At 63.9% G+C, this 13,277-nt stretch carries 16 protein-coding genes; 8 read left to right on the plus strand and 8 right to left on the minus strand.

The window, feature by feature from the left end; genetic code table 11:
- Positions 1 to 11: 11 nt before the first annotated feature.
- The gene (locus NVV79_RS19240; protein WP_303992854.1) at positions 12 to 731 is read right to left on the minus strand and encodes a Crp/Fnr family transcriptional regulator; all 720 of its coding nucleotides are present in this window, start codon (positions 729 to 731) and stop codon (positions 12 to 14) included.
- A gap of 349 nt (positions 732 to 1,080) precedes the next feature.
- Between NVV79_RS19240 and NVV79_RS19245 the strand changes: the two genes are divergently transcribed.
- From NVV79_RS19245 to NVV79_RS19255, 3 genes are read left to right on the plus strand one after another with little or no spacing between them, the layout of a single operon-like run.
- Positions 1,081 to 3,330: a heavy metal translocating P-type ATPase gene (locus tag NVV79_RS19245; RefSeq protein WP_303992857.1), complete on the plus strand. Its 2,250-nt coding sequence runs from the start codon at positions 1,081 to 1,083 to the stop codon at positions 3,328 to 3,330.
- Entirely contained in the window at positions 3,327 to 3,737 is a 411-nt protein-coding gene (gene cueR / locus NVV79_RS19250) for a Cu(I)-responsive transcriptional regulator (protein WP_303992860.1), read from the plus strand. The genes NVV79_RS19245 and cueR overlap by 4 nt, the downstream gene beginning before the upstream one ends.
- A 2-nt stretch (positions 3,738 to 3,739) precedes the next feature.
- A complete protein-coding gene (locus NVV79_RS19255; RefSeq protein WP_303992862.1) occupies positions 3,740 to 3,940 on the plus strand; it encodes a heavy-metal-associated domain-containing protein in 201 nt (66 codons plus the stop codon).
- A gap of 125 nt (positions 3,941 to 4,065) precedes the next feature.
- Here NVV79_RS19255 and NVV79_RS19260 read toward each other — a convergent pair whose 3' ends face one another.
- The 3 genes from NVV79_RS19260 to NVV79_RS19270 all read right to left on the minus strand — a co-directional run bounded on the left by NVV79_RS19260 (position 4,066) and on the right by NVV79_RS19270 (position 7,632).
- Positions 4,066 to 5,016: a substrate-binding domain-containing protein gene (locus NVV79_RS19260; protein WP_303992865.1), complete on the minus strand. Its 951-nt coding sequence runs from the start codon at positions 5,014 to 5,016 to the stop codon at positions 4,066 to 4,068.
- Between the two features lie 68 nt (positions 5,017 to 5,084).
- Positions 5,085 to 6,110, minus strand: coding sequence for an ABC transporter permease (locus NVV79_RS19265; protein WP_303992867.1), 1,026 nt, complete (start codon positions 6,108 to 6,110; stop codon positions 5,085 to 5,087).
- On the minus strand, positions 6,091 to 7,632 hold the full coding sequence (locus tag NVV79_RS19270; RefSeq protein WP_303992870.1) for a sugar ABC transporter ATP-binding protein: 1,542 nt from the start codon (positions 7,630 to 7,632) through the stop codon (positions 6,091 to 6,093). Before NVV79_RS19270 ends, NVV79_RS19265 begins: the two co-directional genes overlap by 20 nt.
- A 252-nt stretch (positions 7,633 to 7,884) precedes the next feature.
- On the opposite strand from NVV79_RS19270, the gene NVV79_RS19275 reads away from it, so the two are divergent.
- Positions 7,885 to 8,910 (plus strand): LacI family DNA-binding transcriptional regulator, encoded by a 1,026-nt coding sequence (locus NVV79_RS19275; RefSeq protein ID WP_303992873.1) that lies wholly within the window; start codon positions 7,885 to 7,887, stop codon positions 8,908 to 8,910.
- 136 nt (positions 8,911 to 9,046) lie between these two features.
- On the opposite strand, the gene NVV79_RS19280 is transcribed toward NVV79_RS19275, so the two are convergent.
- Positions 9,047 to 9,409 carry a DUF305 domain-containing protein gene (locus NVV79_RS19280; RefSeq protein ID WP_303993214.1) on the minus strand — a complete coding sequence of 121 codons (363 nt, stop codon included), beginning with the start codon at positions 9,407 to 9,409 and terminating at the stop codon, positions 9,047 to 9,049.
- A gap of 91 nt (positions 9,410 to 9,500) precedes the next feature.
- Here NVV79_RS19280 and NVV79_RS19285 point away from each other — a divergent pair, with 91 nt between their 5' ends.
- Both NVV79_RS19285 and NVV79_RS19290 read left to right on the plus strand, forming a co-directional pair.
- Entirely contained in the window at positions 9,501 to 9,842 is a 342-nt protein-coding gene (locus tag NVV79_RS19285; RefSeq protein ID WP_303992874.1) for a metalloregulator ArsR/SmtB family transcription factor, read from the plus strand.
- Positions 9,839 to 10,312, plus strand: coding sequence for an SRPBCC family protein (locus tag NVV79_RS19290; protein ID WP_303992877.1), 474 nt, complete (start codon positions 9,839 to 9,841; stop codon positions 10,310 to 10,312). The genes NVV79_RS19285 and NVV79_RS19290 overlap by 4 nt, the downstream gene beginning before the upstream one ends.
- 164 nt (positions 10,313 to 10,476) lie before the next feature.
- Here NVV79_RS19290 and NVV79_RS19295 read toward each other — a convergent pair whose 3' ends face one another.
- From NVV79_RS19295 to NVV79_RS19305, 3 genes are read right to left on the minus strand one after another with little or no spacing between them, the layout of a single operon-like run.
- A complete protein-coding gene (locus NVV79_RS19295) occupies positions 10,477 to 10,977 on the minus strand; it encodes an SRPBCC domain-containing protein (RefSeq protein ID WP_303992880.1) in 501 nt (166 codons plus the stop codon).
- A complete protein-coding gene (locus tag NVV79_RS19300; protein ID WP_303992883.1) occupies positions 10,974 to 11,474 on the minus strand; it encodes an SRPBCC domain-containing protein in 501 nt (166 codons plus the stop codon). The genes NVV79_RS19295 and NVV79_RS19300 overlap by 4 nt, the downstream gene beginning before the upstream one ends.
- Before the next feature lie 14 nt (positions 11,475 to 11,488).
- Positions 11,489 to 11,830, minus strand: a complete 342-nt coding sequence (locus tag NVV79_RS19305; protein ID WP_303992885.1) for a metalloregulator ArsR/SmtB family transcription factor — start codon at positions 11,828 to 11,830, stop codon at positions 11,489 to 11,491.
- 91 nt (positions 11,831 to 11,921) lie between these two features.
- Between NVV79_RS19305 and cobF the strand changes: the two genes are divergently transcribed.
- Both cobF and NVV79_RS19315 read left to right on the plus strand, forming a co-directional pair.
- Positions 11,922 to 12,656 (plus strand): precorrin-6A synthase (deacetylating), encoded by a 735-nt coding sequence (gene cobF, locus NVV79_RS19310; protein ID WP_303992888.1) that lies wholly within the window; start codon positions 11,922 to 11,924, stop codon positions 12,654 to 12,656.
- A 188-nt stretch (positions 12,657 to 12,844) separates the two neighbouring features.
- Positions 12,845 to 13,276 carry a hypothetical protein gene (locus NVV79_RS19315; protein WP_303992891.1) on the plus strand — a complete coding sequence of 144 codons (432 nt, stop codon included), beginning with the start codon at positions 12,845 to 12,847 and terminating at the stop codon, positions 13,274 to 13,276.
- The last annotated feature ends 1 nt before the right edge of the window (position 13,277 follow it).

The following is a 13,277-nucleotide window of genomic DNA, read 5'->3' on the forward strand; positions in this document are numbered from 1 at the left end:
GTGACGTGCCCCTATCCGCAGCGCACCCGCAGCCGCGCCACGTCAGGCACCGACACATGCCGGTAATTCTCGATCGCGATCACCCCATCGGCCTTGAGCTTGCTCATCTGCCGGCTCACCGTCTCGATGGTCAGCCCGAGAAAATCGCCGATATCGGCGCGGCTCAGCGGCAGGTCGAAACTGGTCACCTCGTCCTGCGTTGGGTCTATATGACTCGCAATCAGGTAGAGAAAGCTCGCCACCTTCTCGGCGGCGGTCTTGCGGCCCAAAGTCACCATCCAGTCGCGTGCCTCGTCGAGCTCGCGCAAAGTCTGCAGCATGATGCGATGCTCCAGCGCCGGGTTTTCGCGCACCAGCGCCTCCAGCGCCGGCTTGGGCACCAGGCACAGTTCGAGATCGGATGCCGCCTCCGCCGTGACCCGGCTTTCGCTGGCAAACAGCCTTCCGAGCAGGTCCGGCGCAAATTGCAGCCCCACCACCTGCTGCCGCCCATCCTCCAGGACCTTGGAGAGCTTCACCACCCCGCGCAGCACATTGCCATAGCTGGTGATTGGCTCCGCATCGGCCAGCAGTTCATCGCCGGCCGCGTGATGCACACGCCGCGTATGCCGCGCCAGGGCAAGCAATTGCTCGGTGCTCAGCGCGCCACAAATCCCCTGATGGCGGGATTCGCAGCTCTGGCAGAGCACGGGAAGGTCGGAATTGTGGATGTCGTTGCGGACGGGCTGCATGGCATATCGTCTCCTGACCGCCCCGATATAGGCCTGCCCCGTCAAGCCTTTAAGCTGCGCAAAGGTCGCAGCGCCAACCTGCCGCATGCGTCAAAATTGCCCGATTTCAGGTCTCTGGCCGCGCCGCATACGCGATCCCTTCCCTCCCCCTTGTGGGGAGGGTGGCCCCGAAGGGGTCGGGTGGGGGTCCTTCCGCAAATCCAGTGTTCGCGGCCCACCCCCACCCTCGATCCCTCCCCACAAGGGGGAGGGAGACGACTGCGGCATCGAAGCCAAAAGCAATCGCAAACCACCCCTTGACCTTCCCATCATTGGAACCTTTATATAGCTCAGGACGAGGTGAAACATCATGAACGAACACGTCCATACCAAGCCGCTTTCCATTGATATCGAAGGCATGACCTGCGCCTCCTGCGTGGCGCGAGTCGAAAAGTCTCTACTCAAGGTGCCCGGCGTCACATCGGCCTCGGTCAACCTGGCCACCGAACGCGCGACCGTGCATGGCGGCGATAGCGCCGCCCTGCTCAAGGCGGTCGAAAAGGCCGGCTACAAGGGCAGCGAGACGCCGCACACCCATCATCACGACCATTCCGGCCACCAGCATCACGACGAGGATGCCGCCGTGCTGCGCCGCGACGTGCTCATTGCCGGCGTGCTGACTCTGCCGCTTTTCGTGCTCGAAATGGGCGGCCATCTCTATATGCCATTCCACATGTGGATCATGTCCGTCGTGTCGATGGACGTGCTGTGGACGGCCTATTTCATCGCCGCCAGCATCGTGCTGTTCGTCCCCGGCTGGCGCTTCTTCAAGATCGGCATTCCGGCCCTGCTGCGCGGTGCGCCGGAGATGAATTCGCTCGTCGCCCTCGGCGCGGGCGCGGCCTATCTCTATTCCGTCACCGCCACCTTCGCGCCGCAACTGCTGCCCGAGGGCACGCGCTATATCTATTATGAAGCCGCCGCGGTCATCGTGACGCTGATCCTGGTCGGCCGTTGGCTCGAGGCCCTGGCCAAGGGCCGCACCGGCGAAGCCATCCAGCGGCTGGTGCGCGAACAGGCCAAGACAGCCCGCGTGCAGCGCGACGGCAAGGCGGTGGAACTGCCCATCGAACAGGTCGTGGAAGGCGATATCATCCTGGTCCGTCCCGGCGAGAAGATCGCCGTCGATGGTGAGATCACCGAAGGCGCCAGCCATATCGATGAATCCATGATTTCGGGCGAGCCCCTGCCCGTCTCCAAGAGCGTCGGCGCGCCTGTCATCGGCGGCACGCTCAACACGTCCGGCAGCTTCAGCTTCCGCGCCACCAAGGTCGGCGGCGACACCATGCTGGCGCAGATCATCCGCATGGTCGAGGAAGCCCAGGGCGGCAAGCTGCCGATCCAGGGCGTGGTCGATCGGATCACCGCCTGGTTCGTGCCGGCTGTCATCGCCCTGGCCATCGCCACTTTCGCGGTCTGGGCTATCTGGGGGCCGGAACCGGCTTCCACCTTCGGTCTCGTCAATGCCGTCGCCGTGCTGATCATCGCCTGCCCCTGTGCCATGGGCCTGGCCGTGCCGACCTCGATCATGGTCGGCACCGGCCGCGCCGCCGAGCTGGGCGTGCTGTTCCGCAAGAGCGAAGCCCTGCAGCAATTGCGGGACGCCAGGGTGGTGGCCTTCGACAAGACCGGCACGCTGACCGAAGGCAAGCCGGCCCTCACCGACCTGGTTCTCGCCGATGGCTTCGACCATGACGCCGTGCTGGCCCTGGTCGCCGCGGTGGAAGCGAAGTCCGAGCACCCGATCGCGTCAGCCATCGTCACCGCGGCCGAACAGGCCGGACTCACCCTCGGCCCGGTTACCGACTTCCAGTCCCATGCCGGCAATGGCGTCTCCGCCAGCGTCGATGGGCACTTAGTCTCGGTCGGCTCGCAGCGCCATCTCGGCCAGTTCGATTTCTCCGGCTTTGCCGCCGACATCGACCGGCTGGCCAATGAGGGCAAGACCCCGGTCTTTGCCGCCATTGACGGCAAGCTGGCCGCCGCCATCGTCGTCGCCGACACGGTCAAGCCGACCAGCAAGGCTGTCATCGATGCCCTGCACGCCATGGGCCTCAAGACCGCGATGATCTCGGGCGACAATCAGCGCACCGCCGAAGCCATTGCCCGCCGCCTCGGCATAGACGAAGTCCGCGCCGAAGTGCTGCCGGCTGACAAGGTGGCCACGCTCAAGGCCCTGCGCCAGCTCGGCCCGGTCGCCTATGTCGGCGACGGCATCAACGACGCTCCGGCTCTGGCCGAAGCCGATATCGGCATCGCCGTCGGCACCGGCACCGATGCGGCCATCGAAAGCGCCGACGTGGTCCTGCTGGGTGGCGACCTCAAGGGCGTGCTCAATGCGCTCAAGGTCTCCAGGGCCACAATGAAGAACATCTGGGAAAACCTGTTCTGGGCCTTCGGCTACAACGTGCTGCTGATCCCCGTCGCGGCCGGCATACTGTTCCCCGCCTTCGGCATCCTGCTCAATCCGATGATCGGCGCCGGCGCCATGGCGCTCAGCTCGGTCTTCGTGGTCGGTAACGCGCAGCGCCTGCGCCTGGTGAAAGGAGTGAATGCATGAATATCGGCGAAGCCTCCAGCGCCACCGGCGTCTCGGCCAAGATGATCCGCTATTACGAATCCATCGGCCTGATCCGCGCGCCCCTGCGCACCGGCAGCAATTATCGCGTCTATGGCGAGGATGAGGTTCACGTCCTCCGCTTCGTCAAGCGCGCGCGTACGCTGGGCTTTTCGGTCGAGGAAACCTCGACCCTGCTCGGCCTCTGGCAGGACAAGACCCGCGCCAGCGCCGAGGTCAAGGAGGTTGCCACCAGCCACATCACGGCGCTCGAAACCAAGATCGCCGAACTCCAGGGCATGGTGAAAACCCTCAAGCACCTGGCCCATTGCTGCGGCGGCGACAACCGCCCCGACTGCCCCATACTCGACGACCTCGCCGGCGAGCATCCCACGACCAAAGGACACTGAATATGAGCGACACGACCATTCTCACCGTCAACGACATGACCTGCGGCCACTGCGTCGGCACCGTGCGCAAGGCGCTGGAAGACGCCCTGCCCGGCGCCCGGATTTCGGTGGACCTCGACACGCACAAGGTGGAATTCACCGGCGACCGCGCCACCGGCGAAGCCGCCATCCGCGAAGCGGGGTATACGCCGGAAGCGGTTTAGGTCCTGCCGCCCTCCCCCTCTCGATGGGATTCCTCCCCCTATCAGGGAAGGTTAGGGAGGGGGGTATCCGCTCTAAAAACAAAGGGCGCCCATCGGGCGCCCTTCGCATGTCCGTCCCTGGAGGATCAGAACGGGCTGTCGGGGAAGTAGAACTGCTCGGCATTATCAGGGGTCACCAGCGGGGCGCCCAGGATGTAGCTGCCCTGCACCGGACCGTTCGAGGTGAAGTTGGCCACGGTCACGTCGATGGCGGTGGCGATCATTGCCGGCGGATACAGCACGTCGACAGGCACCAGCGTGTCGCCATCCATGATCCCCTTGATGATTTCCTTCATGCCGGCACCGCCGACGATGAACAGTTCGTCCTCGCGGCCCGCCTGCTTGACGGCCTCGATCACGCCCAGGGCAATATCGTCGTCCTGTGCCCAGACGCCGTCGATATCGGGGAAGCGGCTCAGGAAGTCCTGCATCACCTCGAAGCCGTCATCGCGGTTCCAGTTGGCGAATTCGTCGTCCAGCACGGTGATGCCTGTGCCTTCGATACCGGCCATGAACGCATCGAACCGTTCGGTATCGATGACGGTCGGAATGCCGCGCAGGATGACGATATTGTCGCCCTCGCCCAGCCGGCTCTTGAAGTAGTCGGCCGAGATCTTGCCGAGTTCGGTATTGTTGCCGGCCACATAGACGTCCTGGATCGACGGATCGGGCAGGCCGCGGTCGACGACGGTGATGAACACGCCTTCGTTCTTCGCGTTGCGGACCGGTTCGGTCAGCGGCTCGGATTCGAAGGGCAGCACCACCAGGGCGTGGATCTGCTGCACCGACACGAGATCCTCGATGTCGCTGGCCTGGTCGGCCGGGCTGTCGGCCGTCACGATGATGACGTCGATATTGGGGTTGCGGGCTTCGATGCGGCTCTCGGCCACGCCCGCATGCCAGTTCAGCCCACCGGCCCAGCCATGGGTGGCGGCCGGGATGGAAACGCCGATGCGGATCTTTTCGTCCTGCCCCATGACCGCCCCGGCCAGGACAGTGGTGGCCGTCAGGGCCAGAGCAATTGCCTTCAAAGACATATTTTAGTCCTCCCTCAAAGTATGGCGCCTGTTGTAGGCGCCCGGTTATCCCGTCTCGCGACGCGGAATTATTCGGCCGGCTTGTTTTTCCTGCCGGCCCTGAAACTGCCGCGCTGCAAGTAGACAGCCGCGACGATGATGACGCCCTGCACCGCTCCGTTGAGATAGTTGGAGATGATATCGGTGAGGTTGAGGATATTGCCGATGGCGGTAAGGATCAGCGCGCCGATGACGGTGCCCCCGATCCGCCCGAAGCCGCCCTTGAGCATGGTGCCGCCGATGATGACAGCGGCAATGGCCTCCAGTTCCCACAGCACGCCCGTGGCCGACGAAGCCGAGCCCAGGCGCGGCACATAGATGATGGTGGCCAGCGACACGCACAGGCCCTGGATGATGTAGGTCAGCGTCCTGATCCGGTCGACCTTGATGGCCGAATAGCGCGCCACATGCTCGTTGCTGCCGATGGCCATGCAATAGCGGCCGAAGGCGGTGCGGTTCATCAGCACCCAGCCGATGATGGCGACGATGATGAACACCCAGACCGGGATCGGGATACGCAGGATGGAGTCATAGTAGATCGGCCGGTAGATATCGCGCGCCGGGGAGGCCAGCGACAGCGTGCCGCCATCGGCGAAATAGGTGATCAGCGAGCGGTAGATACCCATCGTGCCCAGGGTCACGATGAAGGCTTCGATCTTGCCCTTGGTGGTGAGGAACCCGTTGATGAAGCCGGCCCCGATGCCCAGGATCAGCGAACAGCCGACGCCGAGCAGCACTGTCCACACCGAGACGCCCATGGAGCCGACGGCCCAGTTCATCACGATGATCATCATGCCGGCGATAAAGGCCGCCATGGACCCCACCGACAGATCGATGCCGCCGGCGGTGATGACGAAGGTGGCGCCCACCGCGATGATGCCGATAAAGGCCGAGCGGGTCAGCAGGTTGGTGACATTGCCCTCGCCCAGGAACAGCGGGTTGAGCAGATAACCGAAGACGCAGAGCAGGATCAGCGCCAGGAGCGGTCCCGCCGTCTTCAGGTCGATGCGGAATCCGCGCGACGGCCTGGTTGTTTCATGCGCTGAGACGCTCATCTTCCCCACTCTGCTTGATGCCCGCGGCGTACCGCATGATTTCTGCTTCGACGATTTCGGCGCCTTCCAGCACCCCGGCCATGCGGCCCTCGCGCATCACCACCACGCGGTGGCTCAGCCCGATGACTTCCTGCATCTCCGAGGAGATGACGATGATCGATTTGCCCTCGGCAGCCAGCGCCGCGATGATGTGATAGATCTGCTGCTTGGTGCCGACATCGATGCCGCGCGTCGGCTCGTCCATGATGATGATGTCGGGCTCGCTCTCCATGGTCTTGCCCAGCATCAGCTTCTGCTGGTTGCCGCCCGAAAGCTGGCCCACCCGCACCGAGGCGTCGCGCGCCCTGATGTCGAAGCGGCGCACCGCGCGCTCCAGCGCCTTGGCTTCGCTCCTGCCGTCGAGGAAGCCGTTCCGCATATGCTTTTTCAGTGTCAGCAGCGTCAGGTTCGGCTGCAGGCCCACATTGAGCAGCAGGCCGCGCCCCTTGCGGTCCTTGGTCATATAGGCCAGGCCCGCCGCGACCGATTGGGCAACCTCGGTGAAATTCACCGCTTCGCCATTGACCGCGACGCTGCCGGCGACCCGGTGGCTGAGCCCCACCACCGCCTCGGCCACCGCCGTCCGGCCCGAGCCGATCAACCCGGCAAAGCCCAGGATCTCGCCCCGGCGCAGGTCGAAGGAAATGTCCTTCACGCCCGGCGCCACCAGGTTCCGCACACTCAGCACCAGCGGCGCATCCACGTCCGGCTCGTGCTTGGGCGGGTAGAGGTTGGAGAGCTCGCGGCCAACCATCATCTGGGCGATGGAGTCGGGCGTCAGCGCCTCGGTGCCGACAGTGGCGATCAGTTGCCCGTCGCGCAAAACCGTCACGCGGTCGGCCAGTTCCATGATTTCGTCGAGCTTGTGCGAGATGAAGATCACCGCCACACCGCGCGCGGTCAGCCGCCTGATCTGCTCGAACAGCGTCTGCGTCTCGCTCACCGACAGCACCGCGGTCGGCTCGTCCATGATCAGTACCCGCGCATCGCGGCTGATCGCCTTGGCGATTTCCACCATCTGCTTGTCGGCCACAGAGAGCATGTTGATCCGCGCCTCGGGATCGACACGCACATGCAGCGTGTCCATGACCGAGCGGGCTTTTTCGCGCATCTGGCGCAGGTCGAGAAAACCGAATTTCCTCATCTCGCGTCCGAGGAAGATCGAGTCGGCCACCGTCAGATGCTCGGCCAGGTTCAGCTCCTGGTGGATGAGCACGATGCCCAGCGCCTCGGCTTCGCCATTGGGCGGCAGTACCGTAGTCCGGCCGTCATAGCTGATCGAGCCCGAGGTCGGCTGCTCGATGCCGGACAGAATCTTGATGAGGGTGGACTTGCCCGCGCCGTTCTCGCCGATGATGGCGTGAACCTCGCCGGGACGCACGTCGAAATCCACGCTGAACAGCACTGGAATCTCGCCGAACGACTTCGACACCCTGTTGGCTGACAGGATGGAAGGCGCAGGCGTGCCCTCGGCGCTGGTCATGATCGAATACCCTCCCCAGACCCTGGCGGATTCAATCCGTCTCTTGTCCTTGGCCGACGATGTAAAGGTTTTCATGATTGATGTAAAGGTTTACACAAACAGAAAAGTGTATAGCGTGGCGACATCGTTATGGCGCAACCCGCGCCTTCTGCTAAAGGCAGCCAAAGCGGGACGCCAGAATGTTTCCAGGAAAGTGGGCACCACTCTTCCGGTTCGGAAACGTGACACCGGATCGCGCGGGCGGAGCGCCAATTGCAGCACCACAAGCTGGCCACGATAGAGGACGTTGCGGCGATCGCCGGCGTATCCATCGCCACGGTCAGCCGGGCCATTAACGAGCCGACCAAGGTTGCCGACGAAACGCGCCGCCGCGTGACCGAGGCCATTGCCCGCACCGGCTACACGACGAATGCCATGGCGCGTTCGCTGCGCATGCGCCGCTCCAATATGATCCTGATTCTGGCGCCCGATGTGGGCGACCCGAATTTCTCCAATATCCTGGTCGGCCTCGAGACCGAGGCCAGCAAGCGCGGCTACGGTGTGCTGATCGGCAATACGCAGAACGATGCGACGCGCGAGACCGACTATCTGCGCTTCATCAGCTCCAACCAGGCCGATGGGCTGATCCTGTTCACGGGCCACCTGCCCTATGGCTTCGGCAGTGATGCCGGCCCGGCGCGCCTGCCGCCCATGGTGGCGGTGAACGAGCCGGTCTCCAACAGCGACCTGCCCTTTGTCGGCGTGGACAATTTCGAGGGCGCCCGCATCGCCACGGAGCATCTCGTCTCGCAGGGCCATCGCCGCATCGCTTTTATCGGCCATTCGACCAGCAAGGCGGTCAACCAGTTGCGTGAAGCGGGATATCGCGCGGCGCTGGATGGAGCGGGCATCGCCCTCGATCCCCGCCTTATCCTCGATGGCGACGGCACCACCGAATCCGGCCGCCAGGCCACCGAGCACATGTTCGTCCGCGACGTACTGCCCACGGCCTTCTTCTGCGTCAACGACGCTACGGCTCTGGGTGTCATCATCTCCCTCAACGCCCGCAAATACGACCTGCCGCGCGAATTCTCCGTCATGGGCTTCGACGACATTTCCTTCGCCAGCTTCGTCACGCCCTCGCTGACCACCATGAAGCAACCCCGCCTCAAGATCGGCGAGGAAGCCATGGACCTGCTGCTGGCTTTGCTCGAAGGCAAGCCACTCAAGAAGAAGGAAGTGCTGCTGCGGGCCGAGCTCATCGTGCGGAATTCAGTGAGCCGGGTCGGCCGGAATTAGGGTTCAACGCCCTCGTGGTTCGAGGCGCTGAAGAAGCGCCTCACCATGAGGGCTGTTGATACATCGAGCTCAAAGTAGCCCTCATGGTGAGGTGCGAGTTCTTGCGAGCCTCGAACCACGAGGGCGTGGCACCGCCTCAGTACCCCTTCTTCGCCAGCCATGCCTTCATCCAGGCGATCTCTTCTTCCTGCGCGGCGATGACGCCTTCCGCCAGCGCCTTCACTTCCGGATCGGTGCCGTGCTCCAGCACGACGCGCGCCATGTCCACGGCGCCCTGATGGTGCGGGATCATGCCGAGAATGAAATCCACATCCGCATCATCAGTATAGGCAATGTCCATATCCTCATGCATGCGCATATTGGCCTCCTTGTAGGCCGTGGTCGCGGCGCTGTCGGTCGAGGCCGCCATGGCGCCGTGGCCGGAATGGTCCTGCGCCATGACAGGCGTCGCGAGGCCGGCAAGCAGGACCGCGGCAATCGTCAGGGTTTTCATCGCTATCTCCTCTGGTTGAATGCCCCCTCCTGCCGGATTGCCCAATGGGAAGGTCAAGCGCATTGACACCGGCGCCCCGCAGTTGTTACTTAATATCATGCTTAACCAACAGCCCAATCTCGATCTGATGTTCCAGGCGCTGGCCGATCCGACGCGCCGCGCCATGATCGACCGGCTCAGCCGCGGCCCGGCTTCGGTCAGCGAGTTGGCCAAGCCCTTCGCCATGTCGCTGCCGGCAGTGGTGCAGCATTTGCAGGCGCTGGAGAATTCGGGCCTCGTCACCTCACAGAAGGTCGGCCGCGTCCGCACCGTGCAGATCCAGCCCGATACGCTGAGCCTGGCCGAACAGTGGATCAACGACCGCCGCACCGCCTGGTCGCGCCGCCTCGACCGGCTGGGCGACTTTCTGGCCGAAACCGCCGACGAGCCTCAGCCGTGACCCAACGCAGCGTCACCCATGCCAGCTTCACCCTGGAGCGCCGTTACAAGGCCACGCCGGCCCGCGTGTTCAGGGCGCTCAGCGACGAGGCTTCCAAGCAGAAATGGTTCACCCCACCCGAGACCTGGGGCAAGGACGAGCATGCCATGGATTTCCGCGTCGGTGGCATCGAGACCAGCGTCGGCGGCCCGATCGGCGGGCCGGTCCACAAGTTCAAGGCGATCTATCAGGATATCGTGCCCGACCAGCGCATCATCTACACCTATGACATGCATCTCGACGAAGTGCGCATTTCCGTCTCGGTCTCCACCTTCGAGCTGGTCCCGGATGGCGATCACACCGTGCTCAAGCTGACCGAAATGGGCGCCTATCTCGACGGCTTCGAAGACGGCAACGCCATCCGCAAGGAAGGCACCGCCGTATTGCTCGACAATCTCGGCCGCTATCTGGAGCGCGAAGGGGCGAATTGAGGGGGGTATCCCTCCTTCTGTGGCTCCCGCCACCCCACCCTCAATCCCTCCCCATCGAGGGGAAGGAGGCGCAGGGTGCGATGCCAGTGTTCATCGCCTCCCTCCCCCTTGTGGGGAGGGAATGAGGGTGGGGGTGGGTCGCAAGCACGGTCCGTGGAAAGTCCCTACTTCCCCTTCAGCCGCGCCAATATCTCATCGAACTTCACCATGCTCGCATTGGCGCCCCATTCCATGCCGGTCGCCACGATGGCGTCGCGCGACTCGATGGAATCGACCTTGCTGATCGAGCGGTAATAGGTCTTGCCGTCGCGCTCTTCGAAGCGATGCTCCTCATAGAAGCGCGAGTCCTCCTCGAACTGGCCTTCCACCACGAATGTGTTGCGGATCATCGTCTTGGGCTCGACCGCCAGATAGGTGCCGAAGAACACGACTTCCGAGCCATCGCTCATGGTCGAGATCACCCGCCACTTGCCGCCGGTGCGCACGTCATATTCGACGATCTCGTTGTCCTCGCGCGGGCCGAACCAGTAGGCCACATGCTCCTTTTCGGTCCACACCTTCCACACCAGCGCCAGCGGCGCGGCGAAGGTGCGCGACATGATGATGACGGGTTCGTCGGCGGGCAATTCGGTCTTGAAGGGATTGGGAAAGGTCTGGGCGTTCATTTCGCGTCTCCTTGCAGGGTCTTGAGCAGTTCCTCGAGCTTGTCCATCGTCTGGCGTGCGCCGAATTCCATGCCGCTATCGACCATGCCCTGGCGGTCTTCGAAGCTGTCCATGAGCGTTGAGCTGGTATATTTCGTCTTGCCGTCCACATCCTCGAAAGTGTGGGTCTCCACCAGTTCCTTGCCCTCGTAGAAGCCCTCCATGCCGAAGGTGTTGACCAGCTTGTGGATGGGGTGAACCTCAAGATACGTGCCCTTGAAGGTGAATTTCTGCTCGCCCTCGCCGGATTCGATGCGCCAGGCGCCGCCGACCCGCACGTCATAGGTGATCACCTTGTTCACCGCGCCGGTCATGCCCCACCAGATGGCGACATGTTCGGGCGAGGTCCACACTTTCCACACCAGGTCGCGCGGCGCGTCGAACAGGCGCGTCATGACGATGAGGGGTTTGTCCTTGGGCAGGTCGACCGTCAGGTCGTTGGTCGCAATGGCATTCATCAGCCGTCTCCTTGTCAGTTCTTGCTGTCGGTTTCGGGGGTCTGCAGTTTCTTGAGATAGGCGTCGAGCTGATCGAGGTTCTGCTCCCAGAACCTGCGATAGAACTCGACAAGGGCGGCGACGTCGCGCATCGGCGCCGCCTCCAGTTTGCAGGGGCGCCATTGCGCCTGCCTGCCACGGCTGACGAGACCCGCGCCTTCCAGCACCTTGATATGCTTGGAGACGGCAGCCAGCGTCATGTCGAAGGGTTCGGCCAGCTCGTTGACACTTGCCTCCCCCAGCGCCAGCCGGGCGAGAATGGCCCTTCGGGTCGGGTCGGCAAGGGCAGCGAGCGTGGTGCTCAGGGGATCGGCCATTTCATTCAACCGTTTTGTATAATACTAATTGGTTGAATACTACCGATCGTACCGCTTGTCAACACAACCGCATCAGGGCAAGGAAGCGGCTATGAAAACCATCCTCATCGTGGGTATCGGCAGCGGCAATCCCGAGCATCTGACGGTGCAGGCCATCAACGCGCTCAACCGCGCCGATATGCTGTTCATCCCCGACAAGGGCGCCAGCAAAGCCGATCTGGCCGACCTGCGCCGCGATATCGTCGCCCGCTACGTCACCAATCCGGCCAGCCGCATGGTCACCTATGGCGTGCCCCGCCGCGACGCCGCCAATCCCGATTACGGCGCCGGCGTCGATGCCTGGCACGCCGCCCTGGCCGAGATTTTCCGCCGCCTGCTCGCCGAAGTCCCCGACAACGGCGCCGGGGCTTTCCTCGTCTGGGGCGATCCGGGTCTCTACGATTCGACCATCCGCATCGTCGAACGCCTGCGCGCCGACCACGCGGTCGAAATCATCCCCGGCATATCGGCCATCCAGGCCCTCACCGCCGCCCATGGCATCGCGCTCAACCGCATCGGCGAACCCGTCCACATCACCACCGGCCGCAAGCTCGGCCCCGTGACGGACGACACCGTGGTCATGCTCGACGGCCAGACCGCCTTCCTCGATGCCGACCCCGATCTCGACATCTTCTGGGGCGCCTATCTCGGCAACCCCGACCAGATCACCATTGCCGGCCGTCTGGGCGATGTCCGCGACGAGATCGTGGCCACCCGTAAGGCCGCACGGGACCGGCACGGCTGGATCATGGATACGTACCTGCTCAGGAAGCGAGATAGGACTTAGCCTTAGCTAAGTCCGTTGAATCGAGCAGGGTGGGGGTATCTCTCCACGAACTCGGTGCATGTGGCTCACCCCCACCCCAGCTTCGCTACGACCCTTCGGGCCTAGCGCCGCTACCCTCCCCACAAGGGGGAGGGTGGGACCGGTGGCTTCCTGTTCCCCCGTCGCCGCCAATCCGCTAGAACCTCCCCATGGCCCTCGTCCTCCCCATCGCAGCAAGTCGCCGCGGCGCGTGTCCGACACTCGACGCGCCGATGCAGACCGGCGACGGCCTGCTCGCCCGCCTGCGCATCAAGGGCGGGCGCCTGACCCCCGCCCAGCTTGCGCGGATCGCCGCCCTCGCGGCCGAACATGGCAATGGCCTGATCGAGATCACCGCCCGCGGCAATCTGCAGGTCCGCGGCCTCACCGCCGCTTCCGCCGCCCCCTTCGCCCGCGCCACCGATGCCCTCGTCAAGATCGAGCGCGGCCTTGTCGTCGAAACCCCGCCCCTGGCGGGGACGATCCGACCGAGATCGACGACCCGCGCCCCCTCGCCGCCTCCATTCGCGCAGCGGCCACGCTGCTATCCGCCAGGCTCGGTCCCAAGGTCACCGTCATTGTCGATGGCAATGGCCGGCTGAA

It is taken from the genome of Devosia ginsengisoli (assembly GCF_024707105.1).
GTDB lineage: Bacteria > Pseudomonadota > Alphaproteobacteria > Rhizobiales > Devosiaceae > Devosia > Devosia ginsengisoli_A.

What these genes read in the sequence shown, in the direction of transcription:
- cueR (WP_303992860.1), top strand. Translation starts at nt 3,327, where the DNA reads ATGAATATCGGCGAAGCCTCCAGCGCCACCGGCGTCTCGGCCAAGATG.
- NVV79_RS19240 (WP_303992854.1), bottom strand. Translation starts at nt 731, where the DNA reads ATGCAGCCCGTCCGCAACGACATCCACAATTCCGACCTTCCCGTGCTC.
- NVV79_RS19245 (WP_303992857.1), top strand. Translation starts at nt 1,081, where the DNA reads ATGAACGAACACGTCCATACCAAGCCGCTTTCCATTGATATCGAAGGC.
- cobF (WP_303992888.1), top strand. Translation starts at nt 11,922, where the DNA reads ATGAAAACCATCCTCATCGTGGGTATCGGCAGCGGCAATCCCGAGCAT.
- NVV79_RS19260 (WP_303992865.1), bottom strand. Translation starts at nt 5,016, where the DNA reads ATGTCTTTGAAGGCAATTGCTCTGGCCCTGACGGCCACCACTGTCCTG.
- NVV79_RS19315 (WP_303992891.1), top strand. Translation starts at nt 12,845, where the DNA reads ATGGCCCTCGTCCTCCCCATCGCAGCAAGTCGCCGCGGCGCGTGTCCG.
- NVV79_RS19255 (WP_303992862.1), top strand. Translation starts at nt 3,740, where the DNA reads ATGAGCGACACGACCATTCTCACCGTCAACGACATGACCTGCGGCCAC.
- NVV79_RS19295 (WP_303992880.1), bottom strand. Translation starts at nt 10,977, where the DNA reads ATGAACGCCCAGACCTTTCCCAATCCCTTCAAGACCGAATTGCCCGCC.
- NVV79_RS19285 (WP_303992874.1), top strand. Translation starts at nt 9,501, where the DNA reads ATGCTTAACCAACAGCCCAATCTCGATCTGATGTTCCAGGCGCTGGCC.
- NVV79_RS19270 (WP_303992870.1), bottom strand. Translation starts at nt 7,632, where the DNA reads ATGACCAGCGCCGAGGGCACGCCTGCGCCTTCCATCCTGTCAGCCAAC.
- NVV79_RS19300 (WP_303992883.1), bottom strand. Translation starts at nt 11,474, where the DNA reads ATGAATGCCATTGCGACCAACGACCTGACGGTCGACCTGCCCAAGGAC.
- NVV79_RS19265 (WP_303992867.1), bottom strand. Translation starts at nt 6,110, where the DNA reads ATGAGCGTCTCAGCGCATGAAACAACCAGGCCGTCGCGCGGATTCCGC.
- NVV79_RS19305 (WP_303992885.1), bottom strand. Translation starts at nt 11,830, where the DNA reads ATGGCCGATCCCCTGAGCACCACGCTCGCTGCCCTTGCCGACCCGACC.